This window comes from Mucilaginibacter sp. L3T2-6 (assembly GCF_030519355.1).
GTDB lineage: Bacteria > Bacteroidota > Bacteroidia > Sphingobacteriales > Sphingobacteriaceae > Mucilaginibacter.
Genome location: NZ_JAUMKC010000005.1, coordinates 128,031 through 145,728 on the forward strand (window position 1 = coordinate 128,031; position 17,698 = coordinate 145,728).

Annotated in this window: 15 protein-coding genes; 7 read left to right on the top strand and 8 right to left on the bottom strand. The window is 46.5% G+C overall.

The features are described 5' to 3' along the window. Positions 1–10 precede the first annotated feature (10 nt). Positions 11–379 carry a YraN family protein gene (locus Q3W13_RS07775; protein WP_302862657.1) on the bottom strand — a complete coding sequence of 123 codons (369 nt, stop codon included), beginning with the start codon at positions 377–379 and terminating at the stop codon, positions 11–13. Further along, positions 379–2,298: a DNA primase gene (gene dnaG / locus Q3W13_RS07780; RefSeq protein ID WP_302862660.1), complete on the bottom strand. Its 1,920-nt coding sequence runs from the start codon at positions 2,296–2,298 to the stop codon at positions 379–381. Before dnaG ends, Q3W13_RS07775 begins: the two co-directional genes overlap by 1 nt. A gap of 162 nt (positions 2,299–2,460) precedes the next feature. Between dnaG and Q3W13_RS07785 the strand changes: the two genes are divergently transcribed. From Q3W13_RS07785 to Q3W13_RS07805, 5 genes are all read left to right on the top strand, one after another. Continuing rightward, positions 2,461–2,943, top strand: a complete 483-nt coding sequence (locus Q3W13_RS07785) for a hypothetical protein (protein WP_302862662.1) — start codon at positions 2,461–2,463, stop codon at positions 2,941–2,943. 223 nt (positions 2,944–3,166) lie between these two features. Then, a complete protein-coding gene (locus tag Q3W13_RS07790) occupies positions 3,167–3,661 on the top strand; it encodes a GNAT family N-acetyltransferase (protein ID WP_302862663.1) in 495 nt (164 codons plus the stop codon). A 135-nt stretch (positions 3,662–3,796) separates the two neighbouring features. Next, a complete protein-coding gene (ispG, locus tag Q3W13_RS07795) occupies positions 3,797–5,821 on the top strand; it encodes a (E)-4-hydroxy-3-methylbut-2-enyl-diphosphate synthase (protein ID WP_302862666.1) in 2,025 nt (674 codons plus the stop codon). Between the two features lie 69 nt (positions 5,822–5,890). Beyond that, positions 5,891–7,315 carry a C1 family peptidase gene (locus Q3W13_RS07800; RefSeq protein ID WP_302862668.1) on the top strand — a complete coding sequence of 475 codons (1,425 nt, stop codon included), beginning with the start codon at positions 5,891–5,893 and terminating at the stop codon, positions 7,313–7,315. Position 7,316: 1 nt separating this feature from the next. Then, the gene (locus tag Q3W13_RS07805; RefSeq protein WP_302862670.1) at positions 7,317–9,584 is read left to right on the top strand and encodes a caspase family protein; all 2,268 of its coding nucleotides are present in this window, start codon (positions 7,317–7,319) and stop codon (positions 9,582–9,584) included. 91 nt (positions 9,585–9,675) lie between these two features. On the opposite strand, the gene Q3W13_RS07810 is transcribed toward Q3W13_RS07805, so the two are convergent. The 3 genes from Q3W13_RS07810 to Q3W13_RS07820 form a co-directional block, all read right to left on the bottom strand. After that, complete coding sequence (locus Q3W13_RS07810) at positions 9,676–10,452, bottom strand: hypothetical protein (RefSeq protein WP_302862672.1); 777 nt, start codon at positions 10,450–10,452, stop codon at positions 9,676–9,678. A 79-nt stretch (positions 10,453–10,531) separates the two neighbouring features. Next, complete coding sequence (locus Q3W13_RS07815; protein ID WP_302862673.1) at positions 10,532–11,173, bottom strand: hypothetical protein; 642 nt, start codon at positions 11,171–11,173, stop codon at positions 10,532–10,534. A gap of 61 nt (positions 11,174–11,234) precedes the next feature. Then, positions 11,235–13,511 (bottom strand): family 20 glycosylhydrolase, encoded by a 2,277-nt coding sequence (locus Q3W13_RS07820; protein ID WP_302862674.1) that lies wholly within the window; start codon positions 13,509–13,511, stop codon positions 11,235–11,237. Positions 13,512–13,757: 246 nt separating this feature from the next. Between Q3W13_RS07820 and lpdA the strand changes: the two genes are divergently transcribed. Next, positions 13,758–15,161, top strand: a complete 1,404-nt coding sequence (gene lpdA / locus Q3W13_RS07825; protein ID WP_302862675.1) for a dihydrolipoyl dehydrogenase — start codon at positions 13,758–13,760, stop codon at positions 15,159–15,161. Positions 15,162–15,271: 110 nt separating this feature from the next. On the opposite strand, the gene Q3W13_RS07830 is transcribed toward lpdA, so the two are convergent. Together Q3W13_RS07830 and Q3W13_RS07835 are read right to left on the bottom strand one after the other, a co-directional pair. Then, positions 15,272–15,439, bottom strand: coding sequence for a hypothetical protein (locus tag Q3W13_RS07830; protein WP_302862676.1), 168 nt, complete (start codon positions 15,437–15,439; stop codon positions 15,272–15,274). A gap of 201 nt (positions 15,440–15,640) precedes the next feature. Beyond that, positions 15,641–16,207 (bottom strand): RNA polymerase sigma factor, encoded by a 567-nt coding sequence (locus Q3W13_RS07835; protein ID WP_302862678.1) that lies wholly within the window; start codon positions 16,205–16,207, stop codon positions 15,641–15,643. Positions 16,208–16,463: 256 nt separating this feature from the next. Here Q3W13_RS07835 and Q3W13_RS07840 point away from each other — a divergent pair, with 256 nt between their 5' ends. Next, positions 16,464–16,829, top strand: coding sequence for a hypothetical protein (locus Q3W13_RS07840; protein WP_302862680.1), 366 nt, complete (start codon positions 16,464–16,466; stop codon positions 16,827–16,829). A 22-nt stretch (positions 16,830–16,851) separates the two neighbouring features. Here the strand turns inward: Q3W13_RS07840 and Q3W13_RS07845 are convergent, their stop codons facing one another. Then, entirely contained in the window at positions 16,852–17,661 is an 810-nt protein-coding gene (locus Q3W13_RS07845; RefSeq protein WP_302862681.1) for a nitrilase-related carbon-nitrogen hydrolase, read from the bottom strand. Positions 17,662–17,698 lie beyond the last annotated feature (37 nt).

Here is a 17,698-nt window from a genome sequence, read left to right on the forward strand (position 1 = left end):
TAGGTATTCTTTAGTTGGCTGTTGGCCAAAACGCGTCTTCTATATGTTTTAGTATGTAGTTGTTATTCCTGTCAAACAATACCGAAATGATATCGAACCGCACCTCGCCCTGGTGGTTCATCAGGTAAAGATATTCGTCGGCTGCATCGGCAAGTAATCTTTGCTTTCGTACGTCAACAAAATCTTCCGGTTCGCCAAAACCATTACCGGTGCGGGTTTTAACCTCGGCGAATATAATCATCTTGTCTTTATAAGCAATCAGGTCAACTTCCAGGCGGCCGTGTGTCCAGTTTTCATCTAAGATCTCATACCCTGCATTTTCCAGGTGGGCTTTTGCCAGGCTTTCACCCCGGCGGCCAAGGTCGAGGTGTGTTGCCATTACTTCAAAATTACTGAACCCAAAAAATCCGAAATAGTTTTTTCAACCTTTTTCATGTGCATGTACTGGGTCATCAAAATTTCCTGGTCAGCCTCTGCGCTGGTGGTTTGCAGCTCTTTGCGCAGGCTTTCCAATATCTTACCAACTTTCTGTTTTTTGAGGTGAAAAATCGCCCCTAAAATGGTGGCTTTCATGTTCGCCTGCTCATCCGGCACCAATATTTTGTGCATCTCGTACCAGTTTTCGCTCAGCGTATATTTTGTGGCGATTTGGTTAACGGCTAAATCCACAACTTCTTTGTCCGGGTAATGGATAAAATATTGCTCGTCGGGCAATACGCCATTTTCTACCTCTTTGCGGTAAATTTCCGCAAACTTTTTGGCGGCTGGATATTCAAACTCCACGTCGCTGAGCTCTGCTATCATAAACGGACCGATATAAGTGTCGGCAATTCCGTCCCAGGTAATCATCTTGTTGCCGTATAACAAAAGCAGCCGCACAATTTCTTTTTCCTGGCTGGCATCGTCTTTTTCAGTAATCAGCTCAGGCTCTGCCGGCATAACCTCATCAACCGGGGCCGGCTTTGAAGCTTGCTGCTGCGAGTCCTTTTTTAATTTGGCAGTCCGCATCTTGTTGAGCTCAGACAATAAAGCCCGCTCGTCAATCTGTAGCTGGTAGCTGCATTCCTTTATAAATACCGATGCCTTTATCGAATCCGGTATTTTGGCGATGCTTTCAACAATCTCGCGTATTACGTCGGCCTTCCGTATCGGGTCGTTGCCCGCTTCTTTCAGAAGGATCTCTGTTTTATAAAGGATAAAATCTTTCCGGTTGTCCGCAATGTGCTTTTTAAACCCGGCGGTACCCACCAACCGCACGTATGAATCCGGATCGTGCCCATCCGGAAAGAGCACCACTTTTACATTCAAGCCCTCTTCCAGGATCATATCCAAACCGCGCAACGAGGCCTTTATGCCTGCGGCATCGCCATCATACAAAATGGTGATGTTTTTAGTAAAACGGCTGATGAGCTTGATCTGCTCTACGGTAAGCGAGGTACCCGACGAGGCCACTACATTTTCTATGCCCGCCTGGTGAACCGAAAGCACATCGGCATACCCTTCAACCAGGTAGCAATTATCTTCTTCGCGGATGGCCTTCTTGGCGAAATACAACCCATAAAGAACATTCGATTTATGGTAGATCTCCGACTCGGGGGAATTTACATATTTGGGTACGTTTTTATCAGTTTTTAAGGTACGCCCCCCAAAGGCGATCACCCTGCCGGTAAAGCTATGTATGGGAAACATTACGCGGCCCCTGTAACGGTCGTACATCGAGCCATTGTCGCGTTTTACCGAAAGACCGCTTTCCTCTAAGAATTGAGCTTGATAACCATCTTTTAAGGCTTGCCCGGTAAACGCTTCCCATTGGTCGGGCGAGTAGCCCAACTCAAACTTTTTGATGGTTTCATTGCTGAAACCGCGCTCCTTAAAATAGCTCAGACCGATGTTCCGGCCTTCCTCGGTATCGAGCAAGCTTTCGTGGAAGAATTTGGCCGCATAACCGGTAACGATCATCAGGCTTTCGCGGCGGTTCTCCTCCTCTTTATTCTCGATGGTTTCTACCGTTTCCTCTACCTCGATTCCGTACTTTTTAGCGAGCCATTTTAGCGCTTCCGGGTAGCTGAACTTCTCCAGCTCCATCAAGAAGGTAACAGCTGATCCGCCTTTTCCCGACGAAAAATCTTTAAAAATACCCTTGGCAGGCGAAACGGTAAATGAGGGGGTCCTTTCGTTGGCGAAAGGAGATAAACCCACATAGTTTGCGCCCCTTTTTTTTAATTGTACAAATTCACCTATCACCTCCACAATATCTGTGGCTTCCATAATACGGTCGATAGTTGATTTAAGGATCATTAAAAAACGCTTTGATCGGGTGTAATCACAAAAGTAGCTTTTTCCGGTTTGCCCCGCGGCCCAATCGCCGATTAAATATCAACAAAATAATGTTGATTTAAACGTTCCGCATCGCAGTATGCTATTGTATTTGCATTTCGTTAGCTTTAACTTTATGCAAAAATGAAAAGAAATATCAGCTCAACGATACTTGTTGCAGGCGTGGTTATCTGCGTTGTGGCATTAACTGCCGCTTCGAAGACAGGCAGCGATTTGCGTTCACAGTTAATTGGCGGGTGGCGGAATGTTTATGTTAAGGTAAGCATTCATGCAAAAGGTAAGCCGGATGCTGTTATGCAGGCCGACAGCAGCAACTGGGAAAAGCGCCTCGGCATTAAGCCAATCCGCACGCACTTTTTAGAGGACGGTACCTACTATTCTGAATATTTTAATTTGAAGGACAATATTGTGCGGCGTCCGGAGGGCACGTGGTCATTAAAAGGCGATTCGCTTATTATGACTGAATTAAAACCAGATAAGTCGGTCTTGAAACTGCATTTAGCTATCACCGGCGATCACGCTGTCTTTCATGGCATGATTGACTTTGACGGGGAAGGCGTGGATAATGATGAGTATTTTGGCATACAGAAAAGTATAAATAAATAGTGGTGCTTAAAAGCTGTCTAAAAATATAAATATACGGGCTTTAGCTCCACCCAAACCCTCCCCTGAAGGGAGGGCTTAAAATATCCCTAAGCAAAAGTCTCCCCAACCGGGGGAGATTTAGAGGGGGCTAATATCCTGTAATAATTATTGGCAACAGTTTTTAGACATTTTCTTTATCCCGGCCGCTATTCTCATTTTCCACCGAATAAGCTATAATTGCACCATGTACACTATCCGGAAAGCAACTATAGCCGATGTTGAAAGCATCAGAACCATAGCCCACCAAACCTGGAGGCCTGCCTACAGCGAAATCTTATCTGCCGAACAGCTGGAGTTTATGCTTGCAGAAATTTATTCAGCAGATAAAATTGCGGCACAAATTAAGAATGATAGCCAAACCTACCTGTTGTTAATAGAAGACCAAAAGCCCGTTGCTTTTGCCGCGTATTCACCCCGTGCCGAAAATGCTGAAATATATAAGCTGCACAAGCTATACTGCCTGCCCGAAACACAAGGCAAGGGCTATGGTAAAGTATTGATAAACGAAGTAGCCGCCAAAACGCTCGAGGCAGACAAACACACCCTCGATCTCAATGTAAACCGCTACAACAAAGCGAAGAATTTTTATGAAAAGATGGGCTTTGCAGTGGTTTGTGAAGAAGATGTCCCGATCGGAGATTACTGGATGAATGATTATGTGATGCGGAAGGAGTTATAGCTTAAACATGAAAGCCTCGTTAAGATCTACGAAGTTTTTAAAACTTAAATCTGGATAATTCAACATTCCAACCTTTCAACGTTCCAACCTTACAACAACTTAGTAACAACCTAAACAATTTCGTATTTTTGCACTATGGATATGGATGCTGTAAAACTGCTGCAGGGCCGTTATTGTAATTCGCTTACCGAATATTCCCGTTTTGTAACTCGCGAGGTAAATATTGGCGATGTGCCTATGGGCGGCAATAACCCAATCCGCATCCAAAGCATGACGACCACCGATACCATGGACACCCTTGGCACGGTGGAACAAACCATCCGGATGGTGAACGCAGGCTGCGAATATGTACGCATTACAGCACCCAGCATAAAGGAAGCACAAAATCTTGCCGAAATAAAAAAGCAGCTGCGCGCACGCGGTTACACCGTGCCGCTGGTTGCAGACATTCATTTTACGCCCAACGCTGCCGAAGTAGCTGCCCGCATTGTTGAAAAAGTGCGCGTTAACCCAGGCAATTATGCCGACAAAAAGCGTTTCGACCAGATTGACTACACAGACGCCGAGTACCAGGGGGAATTGCAGCGTATCTATCAAAAATTTGCACCGCTGGTAAAAGTCTGCAAGGAGTATGGCACCGCTGTGCGCATTGGCACCAACCACGGTTCGCTGAGCGATCGCATCATGAGCCGTTATGGAGATACCCCGCAGGGCATGGTGGAAAGCGCGATGGAGTTTATCCGCATTTGCGAGGCACTAAATTATTATAACCTGGTAATCTCCATGAAATCCAGCAATCCGCAGGTAATGGTACAAGCCTACCGCCTGCTGGTTGATACAATGGTTGCCGAAGGCATGAACTACCCGCTGCATCTGGGCGTTACAGAAGCCGGCGACGGCGAGGACGGCCGCATCAAATCAGCCGTGGGTATCGGAACCCTTTTGGAAGACGGCCTGGGCGATACCGTCCGAGTATCACTCACCGAAGAGCCCGAAGCCGAAGCGCCCGTGGCCATCGCGCTGGTAAACCGTTATACCGAGCGGTTAAAGGCGAAGGGTGAAAGGTTAAAGGTTAAAGAAAACGATGGAAAAAACCTTTCGCCTTTAACCTTTAACCTTTTACCTGCTCATAACCCCTACCAATACAAGCGCCGCCACACATTTGAAGCGAATGCTTTCATCGGCGGGCACATGGTGCCCAGGGTGGTGGTTGATTTATCGGCGAAAAATTTAAAAGACCCCGCTATTTTGAGCGATGCGGGCTACATCTATTCGCCCTTGCTGGATAAATATAACATGGCCGAGCAGTCGGTGGACTTTGTTTATTTTGCTGATAACCTGCCCTCGTTTAACCTGCCGGGTAACCTCAAGCAGCTTTATAATTATAAAACCTGGCTTACACTGGCCGATAAAACCATGTGCCATCCCTTGTTCACCCTGGAAGAGTATGTGCAGGATGCCGACCGGTCATCAGCTTTAAACCTGGTTAAATTAAAGCCTGCCGATATCGGTTCGGATGCTTTTGGCGCTTTGCCGTTTGATCAGTCTTTAGTATTTGTGCTGGAAACCGATGCCTTGCATGGCATGGCAGACCAACGCGCCTTCTTCTTTAAAATGGAAGAGCTCGGCTTAGACATACCGGTTATCATCAAACGCAGCTATAGTTTCGGGGCCGCTCAAAAATCAGAACTTAAGACTCAGGACTTACAATTATTCGCCTCAACGGACCTTGGCGCACTTTTAGTGGACGGTTTTGGCGATGGGATATGGATCGATGCTCCCGCTATCGACACAAAAACAATCATTTCTACATCCTTCGGCATACTGCAGGCTACCCGCTCACGTATTTCCAAAACAGAATATATTTCGTGCCCGAGCTGTGGCCGCACGCTGTTTGATCTGATGGTAACCACCCAGATGATCCGCAGCCGCACCAGCCACCTTAAAGGCTTAAAAATCGGCATAATGGGCTGCATTGTAAATGGCCCCGGCGAAATGGCTGACGCTGATTATGGCTACGTTGGTTCCGGCACCGATAAGGTTACCCTTTACCGCGGCAAGGAAGCCGTTAAAAAGAACATCAGCTCCGCTAATGCGCTTGATGAATTAATAGACATCATTAAGGAAGATGGCAATTGGATTGATCCCGAAAATATTTAGTCTAACCCACTCATTATTATTGCATTTATCAATTATTAGTTTTAAAATTATCCCTGTAATTTAATTTACATGAATAAAACAGGGCGTTACTTTTTTACACTGCTGTTGCTGGCTGGTGGCAGCTTTGCTATGGCGCAACCCCATAGCCGCGGAATGGACTTCGATGACAACGGGTATGAGCAAGTGCCCAAAAAAGCAAAATTAACCAGGGCGCTTGATGTGCTGCCCTCCAAAGCATCCATAAAGCAATTTGCGCCATATCCCAAAACGCAGGACCGGTATGGAACCTGCAGTGCATGGGCCAGCGCTTACTGCGGCCGTACGATGGTTGATGCCATAAAGTACAACTGGACAAACAGGGATTCCATAACCCAACACGCCTATTCTCCTGCGTTCTTATTCCGGCTGCTGCGGCCCAATGACGGGCAATGTACGGGCGGATCGAGCCTTGGGACAGCGTTCGAACTGATGAAATCAACCGGCAGCATTCATTATACCGACTTGCCGGCGCTCTGCATCGATGCCGTAAACCCGTCGCAAGTGGGTATAGCCGGCAATTCGAAGCTGAAAGATTATGCACGGCTTTTTGATGTTACATCATCGGCGAGCATCAAAATACAGGCAGTTAAAAAGAGCATATCCGAAAAAAAACCGGTAGTTATCGGCATGTTGTGCCCCAGCTCATTCGATACGGCCCGCAACTGCTGGATACCCAAAGAACAACCGGGCCGCCAGGGCGGGCATGCCATGTGTGTGGTCGGTTACGACGATAATCAGTACGGCGGCGCCTTTGAAATACAGAACAGCTGGGGTACCTGGTGGGGCAATGGCGGATATATATGGATAAGATACGATGACTTTTCGCGGTTTGTACAGTATGCGTATGAGTTTGTAGACCTGCCAGATACTGCACCCAATGTGCCTGATTTGTCCGGCGCTATAAAACTGACGCTCTCTACCGGTGAACCGATGCCGGCCAACCTGCTGGTATCAACCCGCGGCCTTAAAGTGGTTGCCGCTAAAACTACGCCGCAACCGCTTACCATTTATCAAACGGCCAATCCATACACCTCCGGAACCAACTTCAGGATCTATATTTCCAACAATCAGCCTGCGTACGTGTATGCGATCAGTTCTGACTTAACTAACCAGGTAACCAAGATTTTCCCTTATGAAGATGGCATCAGCGCTGCGCTTACCTATAAAAAGAACGATGTAGCCATTCCTGACGAAGACCACTTTATTCAGTTCGATAACCAGCCGGGAAAGGACTTTCTATGCGTGCTGTACAGCAAAAATGCACTCGATATTAATGACATCATCCGCCAGGTAAGCGCGCGTACCGGTACCTTTAATGAAAGGGTTTACAGTGTACTTCATGACAGGATCGTCGACCCTCAAAATATTAAATTCAGTAATGACAGCATCGCGTTTGACGGAACCAGCAACGGTAAAGATATTGTAGCGATGATGGTGGAGCTAGACCATAAGTAATATGAGAAAAATATTTACCCGATTTTACCTTGTGTTGTTATTGCTGTGCAGCCTGGCTCACGCGCAGGGCCTTATCTATTACAATGCCTTCAGCAACGGGGAATCAACCTGGCGTAATTTCGATGATCAGCTGAGCAACGTAAGGATTGAAAACGGTAAATACTATCTTACCCATAAACAACATATTTCATCTGTTGTTGCGCAGGCGGTTCCTGTCGACTTTAGCAGGAATTTTGCAATACAAACAACCATGTCGCATGTGGCCGGCGGAACCAATTTCCCGGCAGGCCTCACCTTCTTCGGGCTCGACGCACTAAATACCTACTACTTTTGCATTACCGCCACCGGAAGCTTCCAGGTAGGGAAATTCGATCACGGCCAAACATCAGCCTTAATTAACTGGACAACCTCGCCCGCTATATTGCAGGGCAATGCACCCAACAAGCTGCGCATAGAAAAGCTGCAGGACAGGAATAAATTTTATATAAACGGTGTTCAGGTGGCCGAACTGGCGCCGTTGCAACCATTTGGCAATCATTTCGGTCCGGTGGTAATGGAGCAGCAAACCGCGGCTTTCGACTATATAAAGCTGGCTTACCTGGCGCCCGCAAATCAGGCCGCTACCAATGTGCCGCCTGTAAGCGCACAGATTGTGCAGACAGTTTATCATACCGATTTTAATGCGGACGATAACAACCAATGGGTATTGCCGCCCACCGACTCACTAACCACCACCCTAACCGACGGTTATTTTAAAATGGTGCGCCTGGCAAAGTCGGGGTATAACTTATCGGTTACCGGTGCTAACCTGAAGGTGGACATGCACCGCGATTATTTAATAGAAACCCAGGCTGTGCATTACTCCGGCGCTCAGAATTATGGGTACGGCCTTTCATTCGCCTGCGATGAGCAGCGCGTTTATCATTTTTGGATAGGCGCAAGCGGGTATTATTATATAGGCTCCGCAAATAAAAATGGCTTTAATACCATATTGACATGGACGCCGTCGGACGTAATCAACAAAGGCGACCTCGCCAGGAACAAGCTGGGCATTCTGCATAAAAACGGGCAGCTTAATTTCTATATAAACGACCAGTTGGTAACCTCGCACCCGGATATCGAATTCACCGGCTACAGGTTCGGCGTATCTGTGAGCGCCAACCAGAACATCGGCTTTAACTACCTCACTTTTGGTTACCTGGATAAGCCATCGGCCACACGGGTGGTTGCAACCCAAAATGATGTAACACCGCCGGAAATATTCATCACCTCGCCCGAAACCACCCGCGGGCTTAAGGTAGTGCAAAGCAGCGATGTATTGCACGTTGCCGGCATAGCTAAAGACCCAAGCGGCATTTTCTCGGTTGTGGTAAACGGCATACAGGCAGTGGTTGATAAAAACGGCAGCTTTACGGTCGACGTACCCATGGCGATAGGCGAAAACCCCTTATTGGTTGTCGCTACGGATAACAACATGAATAAGGGACAGCAGCGCTTTTCGGTAACGCGCAATAATGTTGCTGCCAGCACCGTAGCGGCAGTAACGCAAACCGCCGCGCAGGGCAAGTTTTACGCACTGCTGATAGGCGTACAGGATTACCGGGACCAATCGATACCAAGCCTTGAAGGCCCGGTGGGCGATGCCACTACACTTTCGCAGGCGCTCACCAATAACTATACTTTCAATAATGAAACTATTACCTTGCTGAAAAACCCGACACGTGCACAATTTTTTGCAGCGCTCGATGAAATTGCGGCAAAAGTAAAGCCGGAAGACAACCTGCTGATATTTTATGCAGGCCATGGTTATTACGACGAATCGCATTTGCAGGGTTATTGGTATCCGGCGGATGCCATTCGCACCCGGCGCGATACCTGGATATCCAACGCCGACCTGATCGACTATATTACTGCTATCAAATCAAAACACACCCTGCTGATAAGCGACGCCTGCTTTTCGGGCAGCATATTTAAAACAAGGGCGATAGAAATGGCGCCAAAGGATGTGCAGGAGCTTTATAAACTGCCAAGCCGGAAAGCCATGACCAGCGGCGCGATGAAAGAAGTGCCCGACAAGAGTGTGTTTATGCAGTACCTTATTAAGCGGCTTAATGAAAACACAGATAAGTTCCTGCCCTCAGAACAATTGTTCGCCAGCTTTAAGGCGGCGGTAATCAACAATAGTCCCAACGGCCAGGTGCCCCAGTTCGGCGAAATACGCGAAGCCGGTGATGAGGGTGGAGATTTTATTTTTATAAAGAAAGACTGAATTGCGTATGGAATAGTATTTGAAAATTAGCCAATTTGATGATTTGAAAATGATGTGAATCTTCAAATTGGCTAATCATCAAATCTTCAAATCAATACTCCTTCTTATTCAAAAAATCCGCCAGTGCATTAATATGGTCCGTGCCAATAACATCTGCATGAAGTTGGATTAATTTCTTCCAGCAGGTATTTGTATCGGGGATCGCAAAGAAGCGAATTTTCTTTCCGAGGTTATGCGCGCTGTCGATCAGGCTGGTTATCCGGGCTTCATCCTTTTCGGGTAATTCGCCGGAGCCGTTCCATTTAGAATACCTGTCGAACGGAAAACTTAACAATCCTATTTTGGTGAACTGCTGTGGTGTAAAGCCATCCATATGGTCTACATCAAAACTCATCCATGCCGGGTAGTTCAGCATTACCGCGCCCGGAGGAACCTTGCCTGTCATCACAACCGATAACCTGCCTGCGTGGCCTGTGTAATTAAAATATTGGCTGAGGGGTTTTAGTTCTTGTATGACCAGCGGAAGGGTCGTGGCGTAATCGTTTTTTATTTCGATAAGTAACCTTATTCTTCTCGCGGTATCCTGCTTAAGTTTTTCAACCAGCGGATCGATATACATGTTCTTCAGCGAACGCCCGGGGGTAATTTCTTTCTCCTCATGCGCAACCATCAGTTGCCCGTTTACCGCAAATACATCTGCTTCTACCGAGCCAAAACCTGCGTTATATGCCCGGTAAAAAGGGACGCTTTGTTTATAATCGTTGTGAGAATGCGCATCGGCAGGGGTATACATCTTGCCGGGCTTGTTACAGGCACATAAAGCAGCGGTTAAAAATAGCACTAACGGGTTGATGATCTTACTTTTCATATCTGGTAATTTCCGGCCTCTGCCAAATTTAGTTTGGAAAACCTCGATTTGGAGGATCTCTTTTAAAATAGCAAGTAACCTATTTTGATCTATAATCTAAAGTGTATTCTTTAACAGCTAACGTATCGTTTTTGCCAAGCGTTTTAACCCCTTCTGCGTTAAATTCATTGTTGACGGTAGTTTCTTCGCGATATTTTATTGCGTTGGTGACACTGTCCCGGCGAAGAATGCTAACGTACATGCGGTTAATATGAAACAAAGTCATATCGCCGCTGGCTACAATTACACGGGATGCATAAATATTGCCATTAGGCAAAACGGTTGCAGTAGGCTCTTTAAAAAACGGCCAGAATACCACCGCATAATTTGTTGAATCGACAGGGTCTTTATAGGCTCTGAATACGAAATGATCGTTTGTTTTCACGTAAGTATAAAAATCACCTCCCCATTGAAAAAGGCCATCGGCGCGAAAAGTAACATCATCTTTAATTACCGGCAGATTTTGTAATGCGTCCAGTCCGGTTGCTGCTTCCGCCCTGCTGACAAGTAAAGAATTTGTTATTTGCCCGTTTCTTGTATAAGCAAATGTTCCTTTTGAGGTTGTGCCTTTGAGGTAAAGTGTGGTTGATGACCTTTCTGGAGTGCCGCCTTTTTTACAGGATAGTAATGCCATAGCCAAAATTGATACGAAGGTAACGCCTTTGCTGTAAATCTCTCTCATTGATAAAATTTTCGCAAAAATAAAAAAATTTAACCCCAACAAGCGTTCGTGAAAAAATGTTTTAATTAAACAGCATATCGGCAGTAACAAGTTTTTTATCTGAGCTGCCTGGCGCAGTCATAAAAATGCGGATGGGCGGGTTACCCCGCCGGCGAACGCCGGGTACCGGGGCAGTATAAAAGTTCTTCACCTTAATTTTGTGATATCCTTTCAGCAATGATATAGCGCCTTCATTTTCCGGCAGGATTTCGTTATCAACAAACAACTGCGTATCATTATAGCTGCCCAGCGAAAAATTATACACACCATCGGCAGGGATAGAAATATAGCCCTCATAAAAAACGCCGGAATTTGGCCTCGTCCGCCTGAACTCCTTCGTCTCAAAGCTTTTAGCTATGCCCGATGTATCTTTCTGCGCATAGTCCAACTGATCAGCTGAGGTGAAAGTGCCCTTAACCAGCGTAAATTTCAAGCCGGGGTTATTGTCGTTATAATTTACGGCGGCAACAGGCGCCTGGTTATACATTACGGTGCTGGTAGGCAGGCTGCGCCGCCCTGATGGTGTGATGACCACCGTTTTAAAAATCCGCTTTTCGCCCGGCGGGATGTTAAAATCTATTGGTAAATTATACTCCAGGTCTGTATCCAGCGGATCGCGGCCATTAAGGGTATAAACTATACGTGCGCCGGGTACAAAAGTTTTAGGCTCCATAGTAAAACGGGCGCCCACCAGCATGGTATCAATAGTTGCGAAAGCAGTCGGCACACGATAGTTATAATGCATGGCATCCAGCCGCGCAAAGTGTTTGGCCAGGCGCTGCTCAAAAAAAGTTTTATAGTCTTTTTTCTCCGGTTTGCTCCACGCTATTTCAGACAATGCAAAAAGCCGGGGCAATATCTGGTATTGCAGCTTAGCCACGGTCGGTACATATTCGGTCCACAGGTTGCCTTGCACGCCGATGATGTATTTACGTTCATCTTCCGTTAAAACTTTGGGTACTGGCTCGTAATTATAAGTCTCTGAAAATTCTGCATACCTGCCGAAAGATACGGGTTCCAGCGGCGAGCGGCTTTGGTAGTGGTCGAAATAAAGACCGGTGGTTTGCGGCGTCATGATCACGTTATGCTTTTGCTGGGCCGCAGCTATTCCGCCCTGCTCGCCGGTCCAGCTCATCACCGTTGCATTTGGGGCAAGGCCGCCCTCCAATATCTCGTCCCAGCCAATAATGCTGCGGCCTTTGGAGTTGATAAACTTCTCCATCCGCTGTATAAAATAGCTTTGAAGCTCCTTTTCATCCTTTAGGTTCAGTTGTTTCATCAGCGCCTGGCAAAATGCCGATTCCTTCCAGGGTTGTTTATTGGCTTCATCACCGCCAATGTGGATGTATTTGCCTGGGAACAAATCCATCACCTCGGTAAGCACATTCTGCAAGAAAGTAAAGGTTTCTTCAGTGGGACAATAAATACCCGTAGTACGTGCCGGGTTTTTTACCGATGTATCAGGCGTACACATTAGTTCGGGATAAGCTCGAAGTGCTGCGTCAGAATGTGCCGGCATCTCGATCTCAGGTACAATGTTAATGTAATTCCGGGCAGCGTATTTAACCACGTCGCGGATCTGGTCCTGCGTATAAAATCCGGTATAATCAAGTCCTTCGGGCCAGTCACGGTTGGTGCCGAACATCGTTTGCTGGCGGGTGCCGCCCACCTGCGTGAGCTTTGGATATTTCTTTATCTCAATACGCCAGCCTTGCCCGTCCACCAAATGCCAGTGAAAGTTGTTAAGCTTATAGGCGGCCATCAGGTCGATGACTCGCTTCACCTGTTCAACGGTAAAAAAATGACGCGAAACATCCAGCATCATTCCGCGGTAGCCGAAGCGCGGCGCATCGTTAATCACCAGGCAGGGCAAATTCTCGGCAATGGCATGGTCCACCGCAAATAACTGCATAAGTGTCTGTATGCCATAAAACAACCCCGGGCCTTTACCTATAACTGTTATTTTGCGCGGGGTGATAGTTAGCTTGTATCCCTCGGCCGGCAAACCTTCAGCGCCGCGCGATGTCAATATCACACCTGAGCTGCTGCCCGACTTCGGTTTATATTTTATTATCCTGTTATTCAGTCCGCGGTTATTTGATAAAAACTCCTTGAATAACAGCACTGCGTTATCATTGGGCCTGTCAGCCTTTATAATCGTCTTTTTGCTGAAGGTAAACCAGCCCTTCGTTTTAATAAGCGACGCAGGCGCCGGAATGATGCCCATATTGGGGTCGTCCTGGGCTTGACAGGTAAATACTATGGCGAGCAGGATAAGCGCGAGTGCAAGTGGTTTCATTTACTTTGGTTAAGATTTTTCAGTTAGTATAACTGATATGAAAATCAGTATAACAATCCGGTTTTATGATAAATGTAATTATATTATTACATCGCAGGCGGTAAACAAGCTGAATGAAGGACTAAAATAGAACCGTTCTCAACCGCTGATGTCAACTTAATGCTAAAATCGCCGCTTCTGTGAACCATGATTTATGAACCATGTATTAATATTAATTACCTTTGCGCTCCAACAATTTAAAAGCTTATGCAATATGATGTTATCGTAATCGGTTCGGGCCCCGGTGGCTACGTAGCCGCTATACGCTGCGCCCAATTGGGACTGAAAACCGCTATCATTGAAAAATATAACACACTTGGCGGCACATGCCTCAACGTAGGCTGTATCCCTTCCAAGGCACTGCTCGACTCTTCTGAACATTATCACAATGCTGCGCATGCCTTTGAAGGCCACGGAATAAAGGTCGGAAATTTAAAGGTTGATTTCGGGCAGATGATAAAGCGCAAAGAGGAAGTGGTTGCCGCTAACACCAGCGGTATTGCTTTTTTGATGAAGAAAAACAAAATTGATGTGCATACCGGCGTCGGTTCTTTTAAAGATAAAAATACGATCATCGTTACCAAAGCTGACGGCGCCGCTGAAGAGCTGACCACCAAAAACGTAATCATTGCTACTGGTTCCAAACCTTCATCGCTTCCTTTTATAAAGATTGACAAGAAGCGCATCATCACCTCAACAGAGGCTTTGTCTCTTAACGAGATTCCCAAACATCTGGTGCTGATTGGCGGCGGCGTTATTGGGCTCGAGTTGGGTTCGGTATATGCCCGTTTGGGTACAAAAGTTTCCGTAATCGAGTTTATGGATTCCATTATTCCCACCATGGATAAGGCCCTGGGCCGCGAGCTGCAAAGGGTGTTGAAAAAGCTGGGCATGGAGTTTTACCTGGGTCATAAGGTTACCGGCGCAACGGTTAAAGGCAAAGAGGTTACTGTGACGTTTGATGATCCTAAAGGCGAAAAGGGCGAGCTTAAAGGTGATTATTGCCTGGTAGCTGTTGGTCGTGTAGCTTATACCGATGGACTTGGCCTGGACAAAATCGGCCTTACGGTTGAAGAACGCGGGCGTAAAATTACAGTTGACCAGCACCTGGAAACCAGCGTTAAGGGAGTATATGCCATAGGCGACGTAATTAAAGGTGCAATGCTGGCCCACAAGGCAGAGGATGAAGGAGCCCTGGTTGCCGAAATTATCGCCGGCCAGAAACCGCATATCGACTATAACCTTATACCTGGCGTGGTTTATACCTGGCCGGAAGTAGCAGCAGTTGGTCAGACAGAAGAACAACTGAAAGCTGCCAATGTAAAATATAAAACAGGCTCGTTCCCGTTCAGGGCGAGCGGCCGCGCCCGTGCCAGCGGCGATCTGGACGGATTTGTAAAAGTATTGGCCGATGCTGCGACTGACGAGATCCTCGGCGTTCACATGATCGGACCGCGTGCCGCGGATATGATTGCCGAGGCGGTTGTCGCCATGGAATACCGTGCATCTGCCGAAGACATTTCACGCATGAGCCACGCACACCCTACTTATACAGAAGCAATGCGCGAAGCGTGCCTGGCTGCTACCGAAAACAGGGCAATACATATGTAAAAAGAATTTAGATAACTTGTCAGTTAATAGCCTTTTCAAACCAGCAGCCTGTCGATGTCGGCGTAAGTGAGTTTTCGGTGGAGCGTATCGTCGCCTGCACAGCCAATTCGTCACCGCTGTTGCCGCCAATACGCAATACGGCTTTGCCCCAGGTTTCTTAAAAACGGGATGAGCAATGTATTGTTTTCGTTCAGGTAGTTAGGATCGTCAGTAAGCAAACCACGCGCACGGGCATAAAGGCAAAACGAAGGCGGCCAACCAGGGGTTGGTTCATTCATAAGGATGAAAAAGCTAATAGTTGTTGTAACAATAAATTACAAAAGCTAAAATTCAGCCGCCTGATTTTAAAAATTAGTGATTGCTAAATGTCGTCAGGGGCGATCCGATGCCTGCAGAATAGCCGGCAAAAGAAAAGCGACTGCTCACAGCAGTCGCTTTCGGGTTAAGGGAGTTATATGAATTGATTTTTAATATGCAGGTTATCCGGCCATGTAGTGCATTTCGTTTACGGTGAGCTTTTTTACCATATCCTTCAAAATTGCACGCGCCCGATGCAGGTTAGTGCGCGACAGCAGTTCCGTCATGCCCAGCTTATTGCCGATCTCCTGGTGCGAGTAACCTTCAATAGCGTACATGTTAAATACCGAGCGGTAAGTTTGCGGCAGTTGTTGTATCATTTGCATCAGGTCCTTCGCCTCAAGGCCATGGGCATTATAGCCACTGGCAGAACCGCTGTTTTCTTCGGTAAAATCATCAACCAACACCATTGGCTTCAGCTTGCGGTACCGCGATATGGCGCAATGAACCATGATGCGGCGAATCCAGCCTTCCAGGTTCCCGTCCCCACGATAGTTATGTGCGTTTTTAAACATCTTAATAAACCCTTCCTGTAAAATATCCTGGGCCTCGTCTTTATCGTGGGCATAGCGCATGCAAACAGCCAGCATTCGCGGTGCTAAGGTTCTGTATAAAAGCTCCTGCTGCTTACGGTCATTTTTAAGGCAGCCCTCCCACATTTCGTTCAATCTGTTATCGGCGGTCATCATCGTGTTGTAATTTGATACACCTATGCCAATATTGATACCTATATTTTAACTAATTGATAATCAAATAAATAAATTTTTATTAAACTACGAAACTGTTCGTTTCCGAACGGTCAGTGATACAAAGGCGGACGATTTTGAAAATGGATGTCCTCCTTAACCATAGACCTAAGTCAGCAAAAAGTGCTCGCATTTGCCGGTATACTTTTATACATTTGATAAGTGACAGCAAATTGTTAAAAGCGACAGAAATCTTATTATGAACTTTTTAGATATACGTGCATTTGTCCCTTCGGGTAAAGATTATGAAAGATCAAAAGACCTGTTTAAGGATTTAGGCTTTGATATGACTTTTGATGCCGGACATTTTGCTGGTTTCGAAAAAGATGGTTGTAAATTCTTTTTGCAGAATTACGACAGCGGCGAATGCGTACAGCATTTTATGATGGCGGTAGGCATAAGCAATGCCGCAGAGTTCAGAAATAACCTGGTTGAAAATAAGGTGGCCGAAAAATATGGAATTAAGATAGGGACCGTGGTGGAGCAGCCTTATGGAAAAGAAGTTTGCATAGTTGATATTGCAGGTGTATTATGGCATTTTGTGGAACCGCCTGCAGAAATATAGTGCAACTTTTTTACAGATAGAATTAGCCTATATACAAATCTGTCCGTCTATCCTTCAGCAGATCATTAAACGCATTAAAATGTTTATCACGGGTAGCAATTGGGTCAATTTGCAGGGTAATCACTTTCGTTTCAGTTGTATTGGCTTTTGCCAGCGCCTGCCCGTTATAATCATATAAAACGCTTCCGCCGTTAAATAGCAGCGTTTGCCGCGTGCCATCGGGCAATTGACGGACTTCGGTACCGCAGCGATTAGCCACAGCCAGATACACCTTGTTTTCGAGTGCCCGTGCGGCCATGCCAATTTGCCATACGGTACTTACCAGGTTAGACGGGCAACAAATTACATCAGCTCCGAGCAGTGCCAGGCTCCTGGCCGCTTCAGGGTAGCGCCAGTCGTTGCATACCATCACGCCGATTTTACAATCTTTAACCGGATGATTTATTACAAAAAAACCGGAATCTCCTTTATCGAAACATTCCTTCTCTCGATAAAATAAATGGCTTTTGCGGTAGACTTTTATTTCGCCGCCAGGCATTGCTATCAGGGCCGAATTGTAAACATTGTCGCCACTTTTTTCTGCATAGCCCGCAATAACCAGGGCTTGCCTGGTTGATGCAATTTTACGGAAAATATCCAGAGTATAGCTGTCCGGTGAATCGGCGGCAGCAAAAGCTTCTTCTTTCGAAATAAAAGAATAGCCCGTAGTACATAACTCCGGCAACACAACAACGTCTGTAGTTAAGTTCTCCACCAGGCGCTCAATCTGTTGCAAATTGTGTCCGGGCCGGCCAAACTCCGGCGTAAACTGAACGATGCTGACGTTGATCATGCAGCTAAATTATTACTTTTCCGACAAACTGAGGCTA

What these genes read in the sequence shown, in the direction of transcription:
- Q3W13_RS07775 (WP_302862657.1), bottom strand. Translation starts at nt 379, where the DNA reads ATGGCAACACACCTCGACCTTGGCCGCCGGGGTGAAAGCCTGGCAAAA.
- dnaG (WP_302862660.1), bottom strand. Translation starts at nt 2,298, where the DNA reads ATGATCCTTAAATCAACTATCGACCGTATTATGGAAGCCACAGATATT.
- Q3W13_RS07785 (WP_302862662.1), top strand. Translation starts at nt 2,461, where the DNA reads ATGAAAAGAAATATCAGCTCAACGATACTTGTTGCAGGCGTGGTTATC.
- Q3W13_RS07790 (WP_302862663.1), top strand. Translation starts at nt 3,167, where the DNA reads ATGTACACTATCCGGAAAGCAACTATAGCCGATGTTGAAAGCATCAGA.
- ispG (WP_302862666.1), top strand. Translation starts at nt 3,797, where the DNA reads ATGGATATGGATGCTGTAAAACTGCTGCAGGGCCGTTATTGTAATTCG.
- Q3W13_RS07800 (WP_302862668.1), top strand. Translation starts at nt 5,891, where the DNA reads ATGAATAAAACAGGGCGTTACTTTTTTACACTGCTGTTGCTGGCTGGT.
- Q3W13_RS07805 (WP_302862670.1), top strand. Translation starts at nt 7,317, where the DNA reads ATGAGAAAAATATTTACCCGATTTTACCTTGTGTTGTTATTGCTGTGC.
- Q3W13_RS07810 (WP_302862672.1), bottom strand. Translation starts at nt 10,452, where the DNA reads ATGAAAAGTAAGATCATCAACCCGTTAGTGCTATTTTTAACCGCTGCT.
- Q3W13_RS07815 (WP_302862673.1), bottom strand. Translation starts at nt 11,173, where the DNA reads ATGAGAGAGATTTACAGCAAAGGCGTTACCTTCGTATCAATTTTGGCT.
- Q3W13_RS07820 (WP_302862674.1), bottom strand. Translation starts at nt 13,511, where the DNA reads ATGAAACCACTTGCACTCGCGCTTATCCTGCTCGCCATAGTATTTACC.
- lpdA (WP_302862675.1), top strand. Translation starts at nt 13,758, where the DNA reads ATGCAATATGATGTTATCGTAATCGGTTCGGGCCCCGGTGGCTACGTA.
- Q3W13_RS07830 (WP_302862676.1), bottom strand. Translation starts at nt 15,439, where the DNA reads ATGAATGAACCAACCCCTGGTTGGCCGCCTTCGTTTTGCCTTTATGCC.
- Q3W13_RS07835 (WP_302862678.1), bottom strand. Translation starts at nt 16,207, where the DNA reads ATGATGACCGCCGATAACAGATTGAACGAAATGTGGGAGGGCTGCCTT.
- Q3W13_RS07840 (WP_302862680.1), top strand. Translation starts at nt 16,464, where the DNA reads ATGAACTTTTTAGATATACGTGCATTTGTCCCTTCGGGTAAAGATTAT.
- Q3W13_RS07845 (WP_302862681.1), bottom strand. Translation starts at nt 17,661, where the DNA reads ATGATCAACGTCAGCATCGTTCAGTTTACGCCGGAGTTTGGCCGGCCC.